The sequence below is a fragment of the Chromobacterium sp. CCUG 30098 genome, assembly GCF_059916605.1.
Genome location: NZ_JAUCGS010000009.1, coordinates 123,171 through 143,893 on the forward strand (window position 1 = coordinate 123,171; position 20,723 = coordinate 143,893).

Sequence of the window (20,723 nt, forward strand, 5' to 3'; positions counted from 1 at the left end):
TGGATGGCCGTGGCGGCGGCGCCGAGTTTTTTGGCATAAAACCGCGTTTCGGCGCCGGCGCGGCGCCTTAATCGTCCGGCAAACCCAGCAGGCGGCGCAGATTGTTGATCACCTGCTGGCGTCTGGCCTGTTCTTGCAGGTAATCGCGTTCGGCGGCGGCGACGTCGGCCGCGCAGTGCGGACAACAGGTCTCGTCGGGGTGGATGTATTGCTGGCACTGCCGGCACAGCGCCAGCTTGGCCGGCGGCCGGCCTTCGCGCGGCGCGGTCTTGCCCTTGTTTTTCCAAGTCAGCGCTATCACCTGGCCGCTGCGGCTGATGCGGCCGACTTCCTGGCCGCTGGCGATGTCCTCGGTGATCAGGTCGAAACGCCCGACGGCGAAGGAGGCCGGCGCGGCGTCCTGCAGTTTGACGATGCGTTCGCGCAGGCCCTGTTTTTCCAGTTCCAGCGCGCGGTAATGGCAGTAGGGATTGTTGCCGGGCTTGCCCAGCAGCGAGTGGGAGGTCCAGGTGCAGCCGCCTCGGCAGACGTCGTTGTAGTAGCAGCCGCGGCAATAGCCCCATAAATCGTCCACCGAGCGCAGCCGGCCGAAATGGATGCCCTCGCTGTGATGCCAGATGTCGTCCAGGCTCATATCGCGCACATTGCCGCCGGAAAAGCCGACGGTGGCCAGCGAGGGACAGCCCTTGACGGTGCCGTCCGCCTCCAGCGCCAGCACGGTCTGACCGGCGGCGCAGCCGCTCCAGTGCACCCGCTCGTCGCCGAAGCCGCGCCACAGCCGCTCGTAAGGGCCGTAGTAGCCGATATTGTTGCCCACGTTCATCAACAGGCCGCGTTCCACCCCCTCGCGGTAAAGCCGCGCCAGCAAGGGCATCAGCTCCAGCAATTGGTAGGGCTGCAGCAAGAGTTCGTCGTTGTCCACCGCATTGCCCATCGCCACCGTCAGCTGGATCTGCCAGTGGGTGGCGCCCAGCTCGATGATCTGATCCATCAGCGCCGGCAAGTCCGGCATGGTGGCCGCGCCGATCTGGGTGTTGACGCTGACGGCGAGGCCGGAGGCCTTGGCGCGGCGCAAGGCGTCCACCGCCTTGTCGAAAGCGCCCGGCACATTGCGCACCTTGTCGTGCAGGGGCGCGAGGCCGTCCAGCGACACGCCGACGCCGTTGAGGCCGGCGTCTATCGCCTGTTGCAGCCGGGCGGGGTTCAGATTGCGGCCGCCGGTCTGAATCGCGCAATACATGCCGTGGCCGCGGATGGCGCGGATCAGCTGGGTCCAGTCCTTGCGCAGATAGGCCTCGCCGCCGATCAAGGTGATTTCGCGGGTGCCCAGCGCCGCCAGCGCGTCTATCACTTCCAGGCATTCGGCGGTGGACAGCTCGTTGGGGCGGCGGTGGCCGGCGCGGGAGCCGCAGTGCAGGCATTTCAGATCGCAGGCCAGGGTGATTTCCCAAACCACGTGCACCGGGACGTAGCGCTTGAAGTCTTCGTCGTCCAGATAGCGTGCCGGGCGGACGGCGGGGCTGTCGTCTAGCATGGGCGGGTCCTTGAGAGAGGGCGAGGAGCGCCCGGCGGGCGCTCCTGGGCTTTGAACAAGCGCGGATGAGGCGGGGCGGTTTAGTGCCGGCCTTCGAGGCGGGCGATTTCAGCATGCAGCTGCTTCAGCGCGGCCTCGATATTGTCGTGCTGCTTCAGCTGCTCTTCCGCCTGGCCGGCCAAGGAGTTCATCTGCGCCAGATTGCTGCTGACGCGCGATTGTTGCAGCGCGGCGGCGTACAGCGGGATGGGGTGCGGATAGGGCTTGCTGCCGGCGCGCGGCTCCGGGTGCACGGCCGGCGCTTCGGTGACGATGGCGTGCGCGACGGTGTGCCAGGCTTCCTGGTAGAAGAAGCGGTAGCTGGCGTGGCCGTCCTGCCAGTCCTGATCGAGGATGCCTTGCAGATGGAAGGTTTCGGCGATCTGGCTATTGGGCGAACTGGGGCTGCCGTCCAGCGACAGCACGATGTGATGCTCGGCCGACGGGTCCAGCTTGGCCTGGCTGTAATGGCCCCAGACATTGGCCTGGAACTGCAGCGGCGGACTGACGCTCTGGGTGATGCTGGCGTGGCCGCTGATCTTTTTCTGCGGCGTGTCGACCAGCAAGTCCAGGGTCAGGACCGGCGCGCCCAGCACCGGTTGGGAAATGAGGTAACGGACATGGAACAATCCTGTTGCTGACATGGAGCACTCCTTGACGAATGGGAAGGTATCGGCGCGAGCGCCTGCTTATTTGCGGTCCAGCTTGGTGATTTCCGCCTTCAGCGCATCCAGTTCCTTGCGCAGTTGCGGCTGGGCGTCCAGCTGCTGTTTGGCGTAAGCGGCCAGGGTTTTCATATGGGCCAGGTCGCCGCTGGCGATGGCGCTTTGGATCGGCACGCCGTACAGGGCCATGATGGGCGGATTGGGCAGGATCACCGGGCCGGGTTCCAGCGGCAGCGGGAAATAGCGGGATTTCAGTTCCGGGTTCAGCTTGGCCGGCACATTGTCCACTTCCACCCATGTGGAGCCGTCGAGATAGCTGTAATTGGCGATGCCCTTTTTCCAGTCGTGGCTGAGCACCAGGTGCAATTTGAAGTTGGTGGTGTTGCCGTTGTGGCCTTGGGCGGAGATCAGGATGCGGCCCTCGCTGGTCGGCACCACGCCCAGATAGGCGTATTGGCCGTGAACATGGGAGTGCAGGTTCAGCGGCGGGTGGAGGCTTTGGTTGACGACGTGGGCGCTGCCGGTCACAGAGTGGGTGGGGGGCGCCACCAGCAGGTTCAAGAGCAGCGTCGGCGCGCCCGCCAGATCGTTGCCGATGAGGTAGCTGACGGGGAACAATCCGATTTCAGCCTGAGTATTGCCTGACATAAGACCTCCAAAACTAAAGGTGAGGGATGCCTCGGGCTGCGCGGCGCTCAGCGCCGTTCCAGACGAGTGATTTCCAGCTTCAATTGCTCAATGGCGGCGTGCAGATCGCCGTATTGGTGCAGATGCTGCTCGCCTTGCTCCAGCAAGGTTTTCATCTGCGCCAGGTTGCCTTCGGCGATCGCCTGATGAATGGCGACGCCATAAGGCAGCGTTTGATGCGTGGGAAGATGGCTCATGGTGTTCACTTCCTTGCGCTGAATGATTTGAGGTGGACGCACGGCCAGGGACGACCGGGCGCGGTAGCGGCTGCCGGCCGCGCGGCAGTGCTTATTGGTGTAGCAGTTGGGATGGGGGGGCGTGCTGGCCTAAATGGCGGTTTTTATGAAAAACAAATACTTAAGTGGAAATGCTGAGTCGTGCAGAATGGCGCTGGGAGCCGGTCTTGGAAAGTGAAATGCTCATGCGGCGCATGAGCATTTCGAAGCGGTGGCCGCGCCTCGCTGCGCGCGGCGGATCGTCAACAGCTTCTCAAAAGCGGGAGGACGCCCGGGCCAGATAGAACCACTCCTGGCCGCTAGGGCTGCGGGGGTTGGGGAAGACGATGCGGCCGTCGTCCAGCGCCGTTACCGGGCTGGCGTCGGCGCGCCAGCCTATCAGCTCGCCTCGGCTCACCGGGTCGAAGCTGGTCCAGTCGCGGGCGAAGCGGTCGCCGTCGTCGAGCTTGTCCACCACCTCGTACAGGCTGAGCGCCTCCAAGGGGCCGGCCGCGGGCGGCGGCGCGTCCAACATGCCCAGATGAGCCAAGGTGTTGACGATGGCCTGGTAGGCGACGCTAGGCGCGGCCGGGTCATCGTGCTGGCCGCACTCCAGCGTCAGCGCCCAGCCGCCTTGTTGGCGCATGTACTCGGTGGTGCCGACGCCGTAGCGGACGTCGCCGTCCGGGGCCTTGCCGCGTCGGCTCACGCCCAGCGCGTAAGTGGCGAGCCAGCCGTCCACCGCGCGGGCCACGCCCAGCCTTTGCGCCAGCGCTTCTTCTTGCGCGGCCAGGGCGAAGGACTCCAGCTCGCCGGCGTTGTCGCGCGGTCCCAGGAACACGAAAGCCTGGCCCTGGGACTGGAAGGAGTGCAAGTCCAGCAAAACCTCGTGCTCCGCCAGCAGCGGACATAGCCAGTTGGCGACATGGTCTTCGTAATCGCGCGGCGCGTCGCTGGGGGCGAGATGGCGGTTCAGATTGCGTTCACCGCCGCGCTGGCCCAACTGAAAGGCCAGCGGATTGCTCACCGGGACCAGGGTCAGCCGGCCGGCGCGCAAGGCCAGCGCGCCTTGTTCCAGCTCCGCCATCAGCCGGCGGACGGCGAGCGTGCCGCAGCCCTCGTTGCCGTGCACGGCGGCGGTGACGATCAGGCGGGGGCCGGCCCGCAAGCCCTGATAGCGGTGGCTGACGAAATAGGGCGGCCAGCTTGGGTTTATTTGAGCCATACGTCCTCGAAGTCGAAAGAGCCGTTGGGATTCATCACGAAACCCTGCACATTGTTGCGCAGAGGAATGTAAATGCGGGAATGGGCCATGGTGATCCAGGGACGTTCGTATTTGAAAATCTCCTGGGCTTTCAAATAGTACTGGGCGCGTTGCTTCTGCTCGGTGGCCTGCCGGCCCAGCAGCAGCAGCTTGTCGAACTCGGGGTTGCAAAAGCGCTGGCCGCCCTTGCTGACGCTGCAGGACAGCGAGTTCCACAGGAAATCGTCCGGATCGCCGGAGTTGCTGGTCAGGCCGGACATATAGACATCGTGTTCGCCGGCGGCGGCGCGTTTCAGGTATTCGCCCCATTCGTAGGATCGAATATTGGCCTTGACGCCTATCCTGGCCCAGTCCTGCTGGATCATCTGCGCCATCAGCTTGCCGTTGGGGTTGGTCGGCCTTTGCACCGGCAGCGCCCACAGATCGAGGGCGAAGCCGTTGGGGTAGCCGGCCTGGGCCAGCAGCGCCTTGGCCTTGGCCGGGTTGTATTCATTGCGGGTTTTGGCGTTCCAGCTCCAGGTGGACGGCGGATAGGGGTTGACCGCCTGGGTGGCGCCGCCCTTGGGGAACATCGCCTTGAACAGGGCGTCGCGGTTGATGGCGATGTCCAGCGCCACGCGCACTTCGCGCTTGGCGAATTGCGGCCGTTTCAGATTGTAGGCCAGATAGGAGATGTTGCTGGCGCCGGTGGCGGCGATCTTGATGTTCTTATCGGCGTTCAAGGTGTCCAGATCGGCCTCGCGCACCGCCGCGGCCACCTGGCATTCATTGGCTTTCAGTTTCTGGATGCGCACTTGAGGATCGGTGACGATGGCGAAAATCAGGCTGCGGGTTTTCTGCGGCGCGCCCCAGTACTGGGGGTTGGCCTCGTAGCGCACGGTCGAGTCCTTGGCGTAGCTCTTGAAGCGGTAGGGGCCGGTGCCTATGGGCTGCAGATTGATCTGCGCGGGCTTGCCGGCCTGCAGCAACTGCTGGGCGTACTCCGCCGACTGCATGCCGGCGAAGCCCATCGCGAAGAAGGTCAGGAAGGTGGCGTTGCGTTCTTTCAGCCGGATCTTGACGGTGTTCGGGTCCAGCTTTTGCACCGAGTCTATCAGCTTGACCAGGCCGTAGCCGTCCGGGCCGGTCAGCGGGGTCTTGAACGCCTGGTTGAACGGCAGCTCCGGCCGGATCCAGCGGTTGACGGTGAAAACCACGTCGTCGGCGGAGAAGTCGCGGCTGGGCTTGAAGTAATCGGTTTGATGGAATTTGACGCCGCGGCGCAGCTTGAAAGTGTATTCCAGCCCGTCCGCCGACACGCTCCAGCTTTCCGCCAGCCCAGGGCGCAGCGCCACGCCGCCGCGTTTGAATTCGGTCAGCCCCTGAAAGACGGGCTTGACGATGTTGTAGGTGGAGGCGGTGTCCCACATCGCCGGGTCGAAGCCTTCCGGCGCGGCTTCCGCGCAAAAGACCAGGGGCTTGGCCGCCAGCGCGGCGGCGGGCAGCGCGCCGGCCAGCAACAGGGAAAGGGAGAGGATCGATTTTGTCATTTACGCTATCCTGAGTTCTTGTTCGCGGCAGGCGAATTGTCCGTCATCTACCGCTGTCGGTCCAAGGTCTTGGCGATTGGTTCCCGGCGTCGAAAGCCGGCTTTGCGGTTTGACGGACTTTGCGAGGGGGCGGAATGGACGAGGCGAGGGTGCTGATCGTGGGCGCCGGCGTGATTGGACTGTGCAGCGCGTGGCGGCTGGCGCGGGCGGGCTGGCCGGTCACGGTGCTGGAACGGCGCGGCGAAGCGGCGGCCGGCGCCAGCCACGCCAACGGCGGCCAGCTAAGCTACAGCTATGTGTCGCCGCTGGCCGACGCCGGGGTGCCGGCCAAGGCGCTGGCCTGGCTGCTGAGCGCGGACGCGCCGATGCGTTTGCGCCCGCGTTGGGACGCGGCCCAGTGGCAATGGCTGTGGCGCTTCTACCGCGCCTGCAACCGCGAGGCCAACCGCGCCGGCAGCGCCCAATTGTGGCGTTTGGCGCAAAGCAGCCGCCAGCAGTTGGACGCACTGCGCGCGGAAGGCCTGGACGGTTTCGCCTGGCGGCGCAACGGCAAGCTGGTGCTGTACCGCGGCGCCGCGGCGCTGGAGCATGCGCGACAGGGCGTGGCGGCCTTGAGCGAGCTGGGCGCGCGCCAGCGCTTGCTGGACGCGGACGCCTGCCGCGCGCTGGAGCCGGCCTTGGCCGGCTTGAGCGGGCCGCTGGCCGGCGGGGTGCATACCCCGGACGAGGAGGTGGCGGATTGCCGGCTGTTCTGCCTGGCCATGCAGCGAAGAATGCGCGACGAGGGTCTGGACGTAGAGTTCCGCTTCGGCGAGGAGGTCGTAGGCTTCGAACTGGCCCAGGGGCGGGTACGGCAAGTTTGGCTGCCTGGAGGCGCTCTGCCTTGCTGCCATCTGGTGCTGGCCGCCGGCGTCGGCGGCGCGGGGCTGGCGCGCAAACTGGGCCTGCGGCTGCCGCTCTACCCGCTGAAGGGCTATAGCCTGGACATGCCGGCGGGTGAGGGTTTGCCCGCGCTCAGCGTCACCGATTTCGAGCGCAAGATCTTGTACGCGCCGATAGGCGGCCGTCTGCGGGTGGCGGCGGCGGCGGACCTGGTTGGCTATGACGAAAGCCCGGACCCGCGGCGCGTGGCCGGCTTGCGCCGGCAAGTGATGCGAGATTGGCCGCGGGCGGGCCGCCTGGAACAGGCGGCGGAATGGGCCGGCTTGAGGCCGGCCACGCCGGACGGGGTGCCCTTGATAGGCCGCGCGCCCGGCGGACCGGCCAATCTGTGGCTGAATCTGGGACACGGCGCCTTGGGTTTCACCTTGGCCCTGGGCAGTGCCGAGCGGCTGGCGCGGGAGATGGCGGGGGAGTGAGGGCCGGGGGATGGACGAGGGAAGCGAGGCGAGCATGAAAGCGGTGATCGGGATGGAGGACTTGGCGGCGCATCCGGAATACCTGTCGATAGCGGACATCGACGGGGTGAGACTGGACCTGCGCTATGCCTGCGCCAACAATTTCGTGGGGCGAAACCTTTACGGCGAGGCGGCGCCGGCCTTATTGCACCGCCGCGCGGCCGAAGGCCTGGCCATGGCCGCGCGCGAGCTGCGCCGGCTGCGTCCCGGCTTCCATTTGCTGGTTTTCGACGCGCTGAGGCCGGGACGGGTGCAGCGGGTGCTGTGGGACATCGTCAAGGACACGCCGCAGCGCATCTACGTCGCCGACCCGGCGCGCGGTTCGATCCACAGCTTCGGCATGGCGGTGGACCTGAGCGTGGAGGATGCCGACGGGGGCGAGCTGGACATGGGCACCGGTTTCGACGACTTCACCGAACGGGCGCAGCCGCAGCGCGAGGCGGAGCTGCTGCGGACCGGCAGGCTGAGCGAGGCGCAAGTGGCCAACCGTCAGCTGTTGCGCCATTGCATGAGCCAGGCCGGCTTCAACGGCATCGCCACCGAGTGGTGGCACTTCGAGGCGGCGGATCGCGACTGGGTGCGTGCGCATATGCTGCTGATCGAGTGAGCCGGCCGCCGTCGCCGGCTGGCGCTAATGCCGCCGGGCCGGCGGCTTTATGCCCGGCAGGCATTTAGCAAACCGCGGATTTTCAGGCAATATGGCCGTTGGTCGCCTGTTCATGCTCCTGCGAGGCAAGGCGAGACAAGGCCTTGCGGCTGGGAAAGCGGAGTGTGCGCACGGCGCATGAGCCTTTCGAAGCAGTACTCGCCGCGCCAGGTCTCATGACGCGCAGCCGATCGTGAACAAATTCTTAGAAGCACCCGCAGAGAAACATCAATGGCATCCGACAATACCGAACAAGCCTGTTGGCACCCGGAAACCCAGGCAATCCGCGGCGGCCGCGAAATCAGCGATTATCGCGAGCACAGCCAAAGCCTGCATCTGACTTCCAGCTTCACCTACGATTCGGCGGAACAGGCCGCGGCCATGTTCCTGGGCGAACTGGACGGCTACACCTATTCCCGCTTCACCAATCCCACCGTCGCGGCCTTTCAGCAGCGGCTGGCGCTGATGGAGGGCGGCGAGCGCGCCATCGCCACCGCCACCGGCATGGCGGCGATCCAGGCCATCATGATGAGTCTGCTCAAGGCCGGCGATCACATCCTGTCCTCGCAAAGCCTGTTCGGTTCCACCACCAATCTGTTTGCCGGCCTATTGGCCAAGTTCGGCGTGGAAACCACCTTCGTCGACGCCACCGACCTGCAAGCCTGGCGCGACGCGGCGCGGCCCAATACCCGTTTGTTGTTTCTGGAGACGCCGTCCAATCCTCTGACGGAAATCGCCGACATCGCCGCCATCGCGGCTATTGCCCATCAGCATGAGGCCCTGCTGGTGGTGGACAACAGCTTCTGTTCCCCGGCCTTGCAGCAGCCGCTGAAACTGGGCGCGGACCTGGTGATGCACTCCGCCACCAAATATCTGGACGGCCATGGCCGGGTGATGGGCGGCGCGGTGGTGGGCAGCGACGCGCTGATCGAACAGATCTACCTGCACGTGCGCACCGCCGGCCCCACCTTGGCGCCGTTCAACGCCTGGGCTTTGCTCTCCGGCATGGAAACCCTGCATCTGCGGATGGAAAAGCACAGCGCCAACGCGCTGGAGTTGGCGCGCTGGCTGGAAGCGCAGCCGGCGGTGGAGCGGGTGTTTTATCCAGGGCTGGCCAGCCATCCGCAATATGAACTGGCCTTGCGTCAGCAAAGCGGCGGCGGCGCGGTGGTGTCCTTCGTGGTCAAGGGGGGCAGGGCCGAAGCCTGGCGCGTGGTGGACCGGGTCCAGCTGATTTCCCGCACCGCTAATCTGGGCGACGTCAAGTCCACCATTACGCATCCCGCGTCCACTACCCACGCCCGCATCACGCCGGAAGCCAGGTCCAAGGCCGGCATCGTCGAAGGCCTGTTGCGGGTGGCGGTGGGCCTGGAGCATGTCGAGGATCTGAAGCGGGATTTGGCGCGCGGCCTTGACTAATCGCTTTCAACATGTGTTTCATTCAAACGGCAGTCTAAAATACGGACTGCCGCTTTTGTTGCCACCCTGAGAGTTTGGCCCGAGCGCCGTCGAGACATGTCTTGACATTCGTCAAATTAAAACGTAAGTTTGAAACGCTTGTTCGAAAGCTGAAATGAGCAAGACCATAAAACCAGCAAATACAAAAAAGGCACTGGAGAACATGGAAGCAAGCCGCCCCGATACCGCCACCCGCATTCTGGACGTTGCAGAACGCTTGTTTGTGGAGCACGGTTTCGAAGCGACCTCGCTGCGCATGATCACCCAGCAAGCCGAGGTAAACCTGGCCGCGGTGAATTACCACTTCGGCTCCAAGGACGCGTTGTTCGAGTCCGTGTTCATGCGCAGACTGGCCCCGCTGATAGCGGACTGCCTGGCGGAACTGGACAAGCTGGAGGCGGAGGCCTCGGAGGAGAAACTGTCGGTGGAAGGCTTGGTGCTGTCGTTCATACGGCCCTGCCTGTCGCTGTCCAAGGACCCGTCGCGCGGCGGGGCGATGTTCGTGCGCCTGTTGTCGCGCACCTTGGTGGAGAACCACCGCCTGTTGCGCGAAACCATCTCCCAGCAGTACAGCGTGTTCGTCCAGCGTTACAGTCGCGCGTTTCAGCGCGCCTTGCCCTTGCTGGACACGGAGCAGTTGGCCTGGAGAATGCATCTTGCGTTCAGCGTCATGTTCAATGCCTTCGCCGGCAACGATGTGCTGAAGATCTTCACTCGCAGTCAGATCGTCAGCGCGCGGGATCCGGACATGATCGTCAAATACCTCGTGCCCTTTGTCATGGCTGGCCTGGTCGCGCCCATGGAAGGCTGATTCCGGAGCGCAGGGCAGGACGCGTCGACCAAGGCCGCGTCCCTTGCTGTTGCCGCCGGAATGGAAGGGTCAACACGAGGGTAAAACAAAATGATATCTGCCGTTGTTCTGGTCGTGCTGCTGGGCGCGCTGGCGTATTTCCGCGCGCCTGTTCTGGCCTGGACCGTGGGGCTGGCCGCCTGGCTAGCCGCGCTCCAGTTCGTCTTCCATTGCCCGCTGCCGCCGGCGGCCTGGGCTGTTTTCGCGGTGATCGCCGCCGTTCTCAATCTTCCGCCCTTGCGCCGCGCCGTGTTCACCGGCCCGGTGTTCGGCGTGTTCAAGAAAATCACGCCGGCGATGTCCCAGACCGAGCAGGAAGCCATCAACGCCGGCACGGTCTGGTGGGATCGCGACCTGTTCTCCGGCAAGCCGGACTGGAACCGCCTGCTGTCCTTTCCCGATCCCAAGCTGACGCCGGAAGAACAGGCCTTCATCGACGGCCCCACCGAACAGCTGTGCGCGATGATTGACGATTGGAAGATCACCCACGAGCTGAAGGATCTGCCGCCGGAAGTATGGCAATTCATCAAGGACAACGGCTTCCTGGGCATGATCGTCAAAAAGCAGTACGGCGGTCTGGAGTTCTCCAACTACGCTCATGCCAAAGTGGTCACAAAGATCGCCACCCGCGGCGGCACCGCCGCGGTATCGGTGATGGTGCCCAACTCTCTGGGTCCGGGCGAATTGCTGCAGCACTACGGCACCGAGGAGCAGAAGGATTATTATCTGCCGCGCCTGGCCAAGGGTCTGGAGATTCCCTGCTTCGCGCTGACCAGCCCCTATGCGGGCTCGGACGCCGGCAGCATTCCCGACTACGGCATCGTCTGCCGCGGTTCCTACACCCATCCGCGCACCGGCGAGCGTTTCGACGACGTGCTGGGCCTGCGCGTCAGCTGGGAAAAGCGCTGGATCACCTTGGCCCCGGTGGCCACCATCCTGGGCCTGGCGTTCAAGATGTACGATCCCGAGCATCTGCTGGGCGATAAAGAAGACCTGGGCATCACCTGCGCGCTGGTGCCCACCGAGCACGAGGGCGTGGCCATCGGCCGTCGCCATTTCCCGGGCGGCGCCGCCTTCATGAACGGCCCGACCTGGGGCAAGGATGTGTTCATTCCGCTGGACTGGATCATCGGCGGCCGCGAGTTCGCTGGCCAGGGCTGGCGCATGCTGGTTGAGTGCTTGTCGGTGGGCCGCTGCATTTCCCTGCCGGCGATGTCGGTGGCTTCCGGCAAGATGAGCACCTTCGTCACCGGCGCTTACGCGCGCATCCGCGATCAGTTCGGCCTGCCCATCGGCAAGTTCGAGGGCGTGGACGAGGCGATGGCGCGCATCGGCGGCTACACCTATCAGATGGAGGCCTCGCAGGACCTGGCCTTGACCGGTCTCGATACCGGCGAGAAGCCGTCGGTGCTGTCCGCCATCCTCAAGTACCACAACACCGAGCGCATGCGCAAAGCCATCAACGACGCGATGGACATCCATGGCGGCAAGGCTGTGGTGCTGGGGCCGCGCAACTATCTGGCGCGCGCCTATCAGGCGATTCCGATCGGCATCACTGTGGAAGGCGCCAACATCCTGACCCGTTCGATGATTATCTACGGCCAGGGCGCGATCCGCTGCCATCCCTTCGTGCTGCGCGAAATGAAGGCGGCGATGACAGACGACGGCAAGGAATTCGACGCCGCCATTACCGGTCACATCAACTTCGTGATCAGCAATGTGGTGCGTTCGCTGTGGCTGGGTCTGAGCGGCGCCCGTTTCGTCGGCGCGCCGCGCGGCGGCGAAGTCGGCGCCTACTATCGCCGGCTGACCCGTTTCTCCAGCGCCTTCGCCTTGCTGTCCGATATGGCGATGTTCAGCCTGGGCGGCAGCCTGAAGTTCCGCGAGAAGCTGTCCGCGCGTCTGGGCGACATGCTGTCCGGTCTTTACATCGCCTCCGCCTGCCTGAAGCGTTTCGAGCGCGACGGCGCGCCCAAGGAAGACCTGGCGGTGTTGCAATGGTCGGTGGAAAACGCCTTGTACGATGTGCAGCAGGCGATGGACGGCTTCCTGGCCAACTTGCCCAGCCGCATGCTGGCGGCGGTGCTGCGCAAGCTGATCTTCCCGTGGGGCCTGACGCTCAAGCCGGCGTCCGACCGCGTCGGCACCCAGGTGGCGCGCGCGATGATGGAGCCGGGCGCGACCCGCGAGCGGCTGACGCGCGGCATGTATCTGCCCAAGGAGGAAACCGATGCGGTCGGCGTGCTGGCGCACGCGCTGGAGGCGGTGCTGGCCACCGAGCCGCTGGAGCAGAAGCTGCGCAAGCTGGCGCGCGACGGCAAGTTCGTGTCGGTGACCGCGCGCGAGCGCCTGGCGGAAGCCTTGGCGGCCGGTTTGCTCAATCAGGCCGAGTTCGACGCCGTCAGCCGCGCGCGCAAGCTCAAGCGCGACGTGATCATGGTGGACGATTTCGACAAGATGCTGGAGCAACATGACGATAAGCTGCTGCAACGCTTGATCTTCTGAGCGTAAGGGGTAAGATTTGCCGGGATCCGTCCCGGCATTTCACGCCAGCGGCTGGCAGACGGCCGCTGGCGTGAAATGATGAAAAGTCGCCAAGATCGAGCGATGAACAAGAACAAAGGAGTGAGCATGGACCGCCCTGAAGTCCGGATTCCCACGCTGCGCGTGCGCGCGCTGCCAACCAGCACCAACGCTTACGGCCGAGTCCAGGCCGGTTGGCTGATGAATCAGATCGACATGGCCGGCAGCCTTGACGCCGAGCGCCTGTCGCGCGGCCCGGTGACCACGGTGGCGGTCAACACCTTTCAATTCGCCGCGCCCATCCTGCTGGGCGACGTGGTGGACCTTTATGTGGAACGGCTGAGAATAGGCCAGAAATCCATCACCCTGAAAATCACCGTCGAAGCGGAGCGCATCGATGGCTCGCACGAGGCGATCACCGAAGTGGTGGCCACCTATGTGGCGGTGGATTGCGATGGAAAATCGCGTCTTTTAGGTGTTATTTAGCGCATTTCCATGCTTTTTTGCGTGCTTGTTGCAGAAATGTCTCATTAAACGTTTGTTTGGAACAAACACTCCAAAACCTTGTGGAATTGCTCTAATTCTCTGGTAGCATCAAATATGACCAGTGCTTGTTATTGGTCATCTAACACCTAAGAACACTATAGCAACGCCAAAGAGAGAGGGAGAACATGAAACTCAAGCACCTCAGCCTGTCCGTGATGGTCATGGGCGCAACATTCGGTCTAATGTCCACCCAGGCCGTGGCCTCGGGTTATCAGTTTGGTTCGCAGAGCGTGTCCGGCCAGGGCACGGCGCATGCCAACGGCGCCGAGGCCAACGATCCTTCCACTATTTTCGCCAACCCGGCCGGTCTGTCCCGGCTGGAGGGCACGCAGTTTTCCGGCGGCTTAACCTTTGTGGTGCCACATTCCGAATATACCGACAATGGTTCCACCAATTTTGCCAATAAGCCCACTGGTGGTGGTAATGGGGGCTCTTTTGCGCCTTCGGTGGTAGTTGCGCCTAACTTTTATTTGTCGCACAAGCTGAACGAAAAGATTAACTTGGGCGTGGGCGTCTTTGTTCCGTATGGCGCCAAGTTAGATTATGACAGTGGTTGGGCTGGACGCTATGCCTTGCAAAACGTTGACCTAAAGTCCTTCAATATTAATCCAAGCATGTCATTCAAGTTGGATGATCGTCATGCGTTTGGTTTTGGCATTTCGGCTCAGTATCTTGATGCGACTTTGCAGCAGGCTGCGGATGTGCGTACGGGGATTGGTCAGTTGCTGGCTGGCGCGAATGGAATGAATCCCAATGTCGTTGGCGGTGCATTGGTGCAAGGGCAGCTTAATGCCTTAGGCGTGTCTGGGGATGGTACTGCTCGCATCTCCGGTGACGACTGGGGGTTTGGCTGGAACATAGGCTATATGTTTACTTTGGATGAAAATACCCGATTCGGCCTTGCTTATCGCTCAGCGATCAAGCAGAAGCTAGAGGGAACGGCGGATTGGGATTTCTCTAATGTGAAGGGTAATTTGGCAGGGCTCGGCATTCCCAATCTTCCGGCTTATCTGAGTGCGAAGAAGCACCCTGATACGAGTGCGACTGTAGATGTTACGACCCCTGAGACAGCGTCGGCTAACTTCTTCCATCAGTTGAATCCGAAGTGGGCGGTGATGGGCGATGTGACCTGGGTGGCCAATTCGCAAATGAAGGATATTGTTATCAAGCAGGGTACGGTGAATGGCGTATCTCAGGGGGATATCACAATTCATCAGAACTGGCGTGACACCTGGCGTGTCTCCTTGGGCGCCAATTACCTGTACAACGATGCCTGGCTATTCCGCGGCGGCGTGGCTTGGGAGCAATCGCCGCTGAAGTCCGATAATGACCGTCATCCGGCTATTCCGGATAGTGATCGTCTGTGGCTGTCGCTGGGCGCCAACTACAAGATCAACAAGCAGAGCTCGGTCGACTTCGCCTATAGCTTCATCAACTTTGCAAATGCCAATGTGAACTACACAGATGCGTGCAGCCCTTCTGGTAACAATGGTGCCTGCACCGGCAACGGCGGCACGGTCAAAGGCAGCTACAAGACCTATCTACAGCTGATCGGTCTGCAGTACAACTATCGGTTTTAATTGAATCGGCGCCGTTGGGCGCGCGGATTTCGGGTCGGGCGGGCGCGGTGGCGCTCGCCCGGTTTTTGCGTTTGCGCCGTGCCGGTTTTCCCGCTTGTTTTCTCTCTGTATTTTTCCATGAACCCCCTGTTTTTTTGCCCAAATTGGGTTAGACTTATTTGAGAGAAAAGCGAGTGTTTGATATTTTTCAATGCAGATCTTTTCCAGCTGCGCTTGATCCGCCGCGATAGTGGCTGCCGGCGCGGTTTTTCAGTAGATTGACGGATGTCCGCGGCGGTGGGGAAACCATCTCTCGCCAGGCTTCCGGGCAGGCCGGGCTTCATCATAATCATTCTCCCGGCCGGCCGAGTTGTGCCGGCTGCAGCGGCGGCGCGCCGCCGACTCAGCGCAAGGACGAACAACGCCCGTCCTTGAGGCAGGCTGAGCAGGCGAGAGGGGCCTGTCTCATGTTGTGTTTCAACAAAACGAGGAAACCATGTCTCAAACCAAGTTCAACGTACGCAAGGTAGCCGTGTTAGGCGCTGGCGTGATGGGGGCTCAAATCGCCGCCCATCTGGTGAATGCCAAAGTTCCGACCATCCTGTTCGACTTGCCCGCCAAGGAAGGCGACAAGAACGGCATCGTGCTCAAGGCGCTGGAAGGCTTGAAAAAGCAGAAGCCCGCTCCCTTGGCCAATAAGGATGCCGTCAACCACATTCAGCCGGCCAACTACGACGACCACCTGCACCTCTTGAAGGATTGCGACCTGGTGATCGAAGCCATCGCCGAGCGCATGGACTGGAAAGCGGATCTGTACCACAAAGTGGCGCCGCACCTGGGCGAGCACACCATTTTCGCCACCAATACTTCCGGCCTGTCGATCAACACGCTGGCGCAAAGCTGCCCGGACAATGTGCGCCCGCGTTTCTGCGGCGTGCATTTCTTCAATCCGCCGCGCTATATGCATCTGGTGGAAATCATTCCCTGCCTGACCTCGGACGCGCACATCCTGGATAATCTGGAGCGCTTCCTGGTGTCCAGCCTGGGCAAGGGCGTGGTTCGCGCCAAGGACACCCCCAACTTCGTCGCCAACCGCATCGGCGTATTCTCGATGCTGGCCACCATCGCCAACGCTGACAAGTTCGGCATCCGCTTCGACGTGGTGGACGACCTGACCGGTCCGCGTCTGGGTCGCCCCAAATCGGCCACCTTCCGCACCGCCGACGTGGTGGGCCTGGACACTTTCGCCCACGTGGTCAAAACCATGCAGGACACCCTGCCGCAAGACCCGTGGCACGGCCTGTTCCAGACTCCGGAATGGATGCAGAAGCTGATCGCCGCCGGCGCGCTGGGCGCCAAGACCAAGGCCGGCATCTATAAGAAAGACGGCAAGCGCATGTTGGTGCTGGACCCGGCCAAGGGCGAGTACGTCGGCTCCGGCGAGAAGGGCGACGACGCGGTCAAGGAAATCCTGAAGATCGCCAATCCGGCGGAAAAATTCCAGAAACTGCGCGAGAGCAGCCATCCGCAGGCGCAATTCCTGTGGGCATGTTTCCGCGATGTGTTCCATTACATTTCCCACCATCTGGCCGATATCGCCAATAGCGCGCGCGACGTCGACTTCGCCATCCGCTGGGGCTTCGGCTGGAGCGTGGGTCCGTTTGAAACCTGGCAGGCCGCCGGCTGGCAGCAAGTGGCCAAGTGGCTGGACGAGGACGTGAAAGCCGGCAAGGCGCTGAGCGCCGCCGCGCTGCCGGCCTGGGTGCTGCAGGGCGACCGCGCCGGCGTGCACTTCGCCGAAGGCTCTTACGATCCGGCCGGCAACAAGCTGGTGGGCCGCTCCACGCTGGACGTGTACCAGCGTCAGCTGGCGCCGGCCAAGGTGCTGGGCGAGGCGGCGGCGCCGCTGGGCGAAACCGTGTTCGAAAACGAGGGCGTGCGCGCCTTCACCACCGGCGACGAAGTGCTGGTGGTGTCGTTCAAGTCCAAGGCGCATGTGATCGGCCCGGCCGTGATCGAGGGTCTGAACAAGGCCGTCGACATCGCCGAAGACCGCTTCAAGGGCCTGGTGATCTGGCAGACCGAGGAGCCGTTCTCCGTCGGCGCCGATCTGCAGTCTATGATGCCGGCCTTCATGATGGGCGATTGGGACGCGATCGACGCGACGGTGCGCCGCTTCCAGGAAACCTCGATGCGCCTGCGCTATTGCCAGGTGCCGACGGTGGCGGCGACCCAGGGCTATGTGTTCGGCGGCGGCTGCGAATTCGCCATGCACTGCGACAAGACCGTGGCGGCGCTGGAATCCTATGTCGGTCTGGTGGAAGTGGGCGTCGGCCTGCTGCCGGGCGGCGGCGGCTGCAAAGAATTCGCCTTGCGCGCCGCTCAGGAAGCGCGCGGCGACGTGCTGGCCGCGCTGAAGGACTACTTCATGGCCATCGCCACCGCCAAAGTGGCCACCAGCGGCTTCGAAGCGCAGGAAATCGGCTTCTTCCGCAATGGCGACCCGGTGGTGTTCAACGCTTACGAGTTGTTGCACGTGGCTAAACAGCAGGCGATCGCTCTGGCCGAAGCCGGCTACCGTCCGCCGCTCAAGGTCAAGGGCTTCCCGGTGGCCGGCCGCAGCGGCGCCGCGTCCATCAAGGGCCAGTTGGTGAACATGCTGGAGGGCAACTTCATTTCCAAGCATGACTTCTTCATCGCCGGCCTGATCGCCGACGTGATGACCGGCGGCGACGTCGAAGCCGGCACCCTGGTCAACGAGCAGTGGATTCTGGATCTGGAGCGCAAGGCCTTCATGACCTTGCTGAAAAACTCCAAGACCCAGGATCGCATCGCCAATATGTTGACCACCGGCAAGCCGCTGCGCAACTAAGTGCTTGGGGGTGATTCTGCTGCGCGCGCCGATATCGAATGCTGCGATGCTCGCCGTACCGCATGTACGGCTGCGCTTCTCGCTTCGATCTCGGCCCGCTCGCGACGAATCCTCCCGCAAGCACGGCCAATAGCCAGATGAAAGGCAGCCTGATCGCCGGAGCGCGGGTCAGGCCGCCGACAGGAGAATCAAAATGAGCAAACAAGTACAAGAAGCTTACATCGTCGCCGTCACCCGCACGCCGGTGGGCAAGGCGCCGCGCGGCATGATGCGTCATGTGCGTCCGGACGATATGCTGGCGCACGTGATCACCGGCGCGCTGGCCCAGGTGCCTAATCTGGATCCGAAGCTGATTTCCGACTGCGTGGTGGGCTGCGCCTTCCCGGAAGCGGAACAGGGTCTGAACATGGCGCGCATCGGCGTGTTGCTGGCCGGCCTGCCCAATACCGTGGGCGGCATCACCATCAACCGTTACTGCTCGTCGGGTATCAACGCGGTGCAGATGGCTGCCGACCGTATCCGCCTGGGCGAGGCCGACGTGGTGATCGCCGCGGGCGCCGAGTCGATGTCGCTGGTGCCTATGATGGGCAACAAGGTGTCGCTGAACCCGGAAATCTTCGCCAAGGATGAAAACTACGGCATCGCTTACGGCATGGGCCTGACCGCCGAAAAAGTGGCGCAGCAGTGGGGCGTGTCGCGCGAAGACCAGGACGCGTTCGCGGTGGAATCGCACCGCCGCGCGCTGGCCGCGATCGACGGCGGCAAGTTCAAGAGCGAGATCACGCCGCTAGAGGCGACCTACCGCACGCCCAATCTGGAAACCGGCGAAGTGGCGGTCAAGACCCGCGTGCTGGACACTGACGAAGGCCCGCGCCGCGAGACTACGCAGGAAGGCCTGGCCAAGCTGAAAACGGTGTTCGACGCCAAGGGTTCGGTCACCGCCGGCAATTCCTCGCAGATGTCCGACGGCGCCGGCGCGGTGATTCTGGTGTCCGAGCGCGTGCTCAAGGAGTTCAATCTGACTCCGCTGGGCCGCTACGTCACTTTCGCGGTCAAGGGCGTGCCGCCGGAAATCATGGGCATTGGTCCGAAAGAGGCGATCCCGGCCGCTTTGAGCCAGGCGGGCCTGAAGCAGGACGACCTGAAGTGGATCGAACTGAACGAGGCGTTTGCGGCTCAGGCTTTGGCGGTGATCCGCGATCTGGAGCTGGATACCTCCAAGGTCAACCCGCATGGCGGCGCCATCGCTCTGGGTCACCCTCTGGGCGCCACCGGCGCCATCCGCACCGCTACCTTGGTGCACGGCATGCGCGACGCCGGCCAGAAGGGCTACGGCATGGTGACCATGTGCATCGGCACCGGCATGGGCGCCGCCGGCATCATCGAAGTCTTGTAAGCGGGACGGTTCTCGCGTAAAAAAACCGGCTCGCCATGGCGAGCCGGTTTTTTATTGCCCGCCGCGCGGCGGGGGCGGGGCTTAGTCCACCTTGGACAGCGTGTCGAAGTCGCTGTGGCTGCAGTCCTCGTATTCGTGCTGCGGGGTTTTGAGGCGAATCTGGTAGGACTTGCCTTGCGCCGCCAGCACCAATTGCTTGTCCGGCAGCGTCAGGGCCTTGGGCATCAGGAAGTAGCGCTGGCCTTTGCGGGAGTTGGGCTGGGTGATGTAGATGGCGGTGGAGGGCGGGGATTCCGAGTGCTCGGGGTCCAGCAGCGATACGCCGACGGGGTTTTGCCCGAGGATTTCTATGCCCACCTTGGTGCCGTTGCTTTGGCGCAGGATGCGGCGGATCACGCCCAGCAGCTGCGGGTGATTGTCCGCTTTGACCAGGATGACGCGGCCGATGGCCAGCTGTTCCACCGCCTTGCCGATGAAGGTGAGGCCCATGCCGGTGGAACTGATGTCGTTGATGCGCCAATCGCTGGCGCGCTCGGGGTCCTGCGTCGGCACGTCCTGAACCTTGACCTGATAGGCGACGCGTTCGAAGCCTATGCTGACGTGGGCGTTGGACGCGTGCAGCGAACGCTCCGACTTGCGCAGGGACTTGCCGCCGTCGGTAGACCAGCGAATGGCCAGTTTTTCGCATAGAATGGCCCATTCCTCGCGCTCCAGCCCGCCGTCCATGGCCGCCAGGGCGGGAGGGATCCGCCTGTCCAGATCGAACATCAGATCCGCCAGGCGGCTGGTGATTTCGTAAGCGGACCAGTAGCGGTGCCATTTGCCGGCCATGCCGCGCAGCATGGCTTGCGGCGGTTCGGGCATCGACAGATTGTAGACGAAGATGGGCTCTTCCACCGGCGGCTGTTTGTCCAGCGGAATGCTCTGGCTCAGCATCATCAGCAACTGGTCTACCGCGATGATCTCCTTGTGCAGCATATTGTCGGTCTGCGCCAGGAAGAGCATGCCGGCCTGGATCAGCAGTTGTTCACAGCTGAATTCGTCCGGGCTGTTCAGATAAAGCTTGATCGGGTGCCGGGAAAAACCGCTTTCCTCTGCCTGGCTGAAAAAGCGGAAACCGTTTTGCCAGGCGGCGCCTTCCGGCTTCAGATAGCGCAGGGAGTTCCAGGCGATCAGCCGCATCTGATGATGCAGGCCGCGGATGGTGACGATGCGGATTTCGTCTTCCGGCACCGCGTTGGGGTGGCTTTTGTACAGTCTCAGGCAGATCTGATAGGCGGAGGACAGCTCGTGCCAGTAGGCGAGGATGGTGGGCAGATAGCCTTTGCTGCCGCCTTTGGACTGCAAATAGTCCCGGCACAGCTGGCGGTGGATGTTGTTGGCCTTGTCGTCGACGTAGACCAGTGTCTTGACGCGCTCTTTCAGCGAGATATCGGTGTCGGTATTGATTTTGGCGACGGCTTTGATGATTTCCACCAAGGCGCCGAAATACTCGGTTTCAGGCAGGTCGCGCACTAATAGCGTTGCAGACTGCGCCACTTCG

Annotated in this window: 17 protein-coding genes; 9 read left to right on the top strand and 8 right to left on the bottom strand. The window is 63.1% G+C overall.

The features are described from left to right. Window positions 1-67: 67 nt before the first annotated feature. The 6 genes from QUG03_RS18890 to QUG03_RS18915 form a co-directional block, all read right to left on the bottom strand. Window positions 68-1,534 (bottom strand): GDL motif peptide-associated radical SAM/SPASM maturase, encoded by a 1,467-nt coding sequence (locus QUG03_RS18890; RefSeq protein WP_253313631.1) that lies wholly within the window; start codon window positions 1,532-1,534, stop codon window positions 68-70. A gap of 80 nt (window positions 1,535-1,614) precedes the next feature. Then, window positions 1,615-2,217: a DUF1842 domain-containing protein gene (locus tag QUG03_RS18895; protein ID WP_500820662.1), complete on the bottom strand. Its 603-nt coding sequence runs from the start codon at window positions 2,215-2,217 to the stop codon at window positions 1,615-1,617. Window positions 2,218-2,262: 45 nt separating this feature from the next. Continuing rightward, window positions 2,263-2,886 (bottom strand): DUF1842 domain-containing protein, encoded by a 624-nt coding sequence (locus tag QUG03_RS18900; RefSeq protein WP_500820663.1) that lies wholly within the window; start codon window positions 2,884-2,886, stop codon window positions 2,263-2,265. Window positions 2,887-2,933: 47 nt separating this feature from the next. Next, window positions 2,934-3,122, bottom strand: coding sequence for a DUF1843 domain-containing protein (locus QUG03_RS18905; RefSeq protein WP_107798863.1), 189 nt, complete (start codon window positions 3,120-3,122; stop codon window positions 2,934-2,936). A 292-nt stretch (window positions 3,123-3,414) separates the two neighbouring features. Continuing rightward, window positions 3,415-4,365: a M14 family metallopeptidase gene (locus tag QUG03_RS18910; RefSeq protein ID WP_500820664.1), complete on the bottom strand. Its 951-nt coding sequence runs from the start codon at window positions 4,363-4,365 to the stop codon at window positions 3,415-3,417. Beyond that, on the bottom strand, window positions 4,353-5,933 hold the full coding sequence (locus QUG03_RS18915; RefSeq protein ID WP_488877022.1) for an ABC transporter substrate-binding protein: 1,581 nt from the start codon (window positions 5,931-5,933) through the stop codon (window positions 4,353-4,355). The genes QUG03_RS18910 and QUG03_RS18915 overlap by 13 nt, the downstream gene beginning before the upstream one ends. Window positions 5,934-6,067: 134 nt before the next feature. Between QUG03_RS18915 and QUG03_RS18920 the strand changes: the two genes are divergently transcribed. The 7 genes from QUG03_RS18920 (at window position 6,068) to QUG03_RS18950 (ending at window position 14,933) form a co-directional block, all read left to right on the top strand. After that, a complete protein-coding gene (locus tag QUG03_RS18920; protein ID WP_500820665.1) occupies window positions 6,068-7,291 on the top strand; it encodes a D-amino acid dehydrogenase in 1,224 nt (407 codons plus the stop codon). Window positions 7,292-7,325: 34 nt separating this feature from the next. Next, window positions 7,326-7,937, top strand: coding sequence for a M15 family metallopeptidase (locus tag QUG03_RS18925; RefSeq protein WP_227103338.1), 612 nt, complete (start codon window positions 7,326-7,328; stop codon window positions 7,935-7,937). Window positions 7,938-8,207: 270 nt separating this feature from the next. Next, window positions 8,208-9,395, top strand: coding sequence for an O-succinylhomoserine sulfhydrylase (locus tag QUG03_RS18930; protein WP_500820666.1), 1,188 nt, complete (start codon window positions 8,208-8,210; stop codon window positions 9,393-9,395). Between the two features lie 202 nt (window positions 9,396-9,597). Further along, window positions 9,598-10,245 (top strand): TetR/AcrR family transcriptional regulator, encoded by a 648-nt coding sequence (locus QUG03_RS18935; RefSeq protein ID WP_019102939.1) that lies wholly within the window; start codon window positions 9,598-9,600, stop codon window positions 10,243-10,245. Window positions 10,246-10,335: 90 nt separating this feature from the next. Continuing rightward, complete coding sequence (locus QUG03_RS18940; protein ID WP_253313636.1) at window positions 10,336-12,789, top strand: acyl-CoA dehydrogenase; 2,454 nt, start codon at window positions 10,336-10,338, stop codon at window positions 12,787-12,789. 126 nt (window positions 12,790-12,915) lie between these two features. Continuing rightward, window positions 12,916-13,293: an acyl-CoA thioesterase gene (locus QUG03_RS18945; RefSeq protein ID WP_107801726.1), complete on the top strand. Its 378-nt coding sequence runs from the start codon at window positions 12,916-12,918 to the stop codon at window positions 13,291-13,293. 185 nt (window positions 13,294-13,478) lie between these two features. Next, a complete protein-coding gene (locus QUG03_RS18950; RefSeq protein ID WP_500820667.1) occupies window positions 13,479-14,933 on the top strand; it encodes an OmpP1/FadL family transporter in 1,455 nt (484 codons plus the stop codon). On the opposite strand, the gene QUG03_RS18955 is transcribed toward QUG03_RS18950, so the two are convergent. Continuing rightward, window positions 14,930-15,259, bottom strand: a complete 330-nt coding sequence (locus QUG03_RS18955) for a hypothetical protein (protein ID WP_486637282.1) — start codon at window positions 15,257-15,259, stop codon at window positions 14,930-14,932. The genes QUG03_RS18950 and QUG03_RS18955 overlap by 4 nt on opposite strands. Before the next feature lie 149 nt (window positions 15,260-15,408). On the opposite strand from QUG03_RS18955, the gene QUG03_RS18960 reads away from it, so the two are divergent. Together QUG03_RS18960 and QUG03_RS18965 are read left to right on the top strand one after the other, a co-directional pair. Further along, a complete protein-coding gene (locus QUG03_RS18960; RefSeq protein ID WP_500820668.1) occupies window positions 15,409-17,784 on the top strand; it encodes a 3-hydroxyacyl-CoA dehydrogenase/enoyl-CoA hydratase family protein in 2,376 nt (791 codons plus the stop codon). A gap of 193 nt (window positions 17,785-17,977) precedes the next feature. Next, complete coding sequence (locus QUG03_RS18965; RefSeq protein ID WP_500820669.1) at window positions 17,978-19,180, top strand: acetyl-CoA C-acyltransferase; 1,203 nt, start codon at window positions 17,978-17,980, stop codon at window positions 19,178-19,180. 81 nt (window positions 19,181-19,261) lie between these two features. Here the strand turns inward: QUG03_RS18965 and QUG03_RS18970 are convergent, their stop codons facing one another. After that, window positions 19,262-20,695 (bottom strand): cyclic-di-GMP receptor FimW-related protein, encoded by a 1,434-nt coding sequence (locus QUG03_RS18970; protein WP_227103326.1) that lies wholly within the window; start codon window positions 20,693-20,695, stop codon window positions 19,262-19,264. Window positions 20,696-20,723 lie beyond the last annotated feature (28 nt).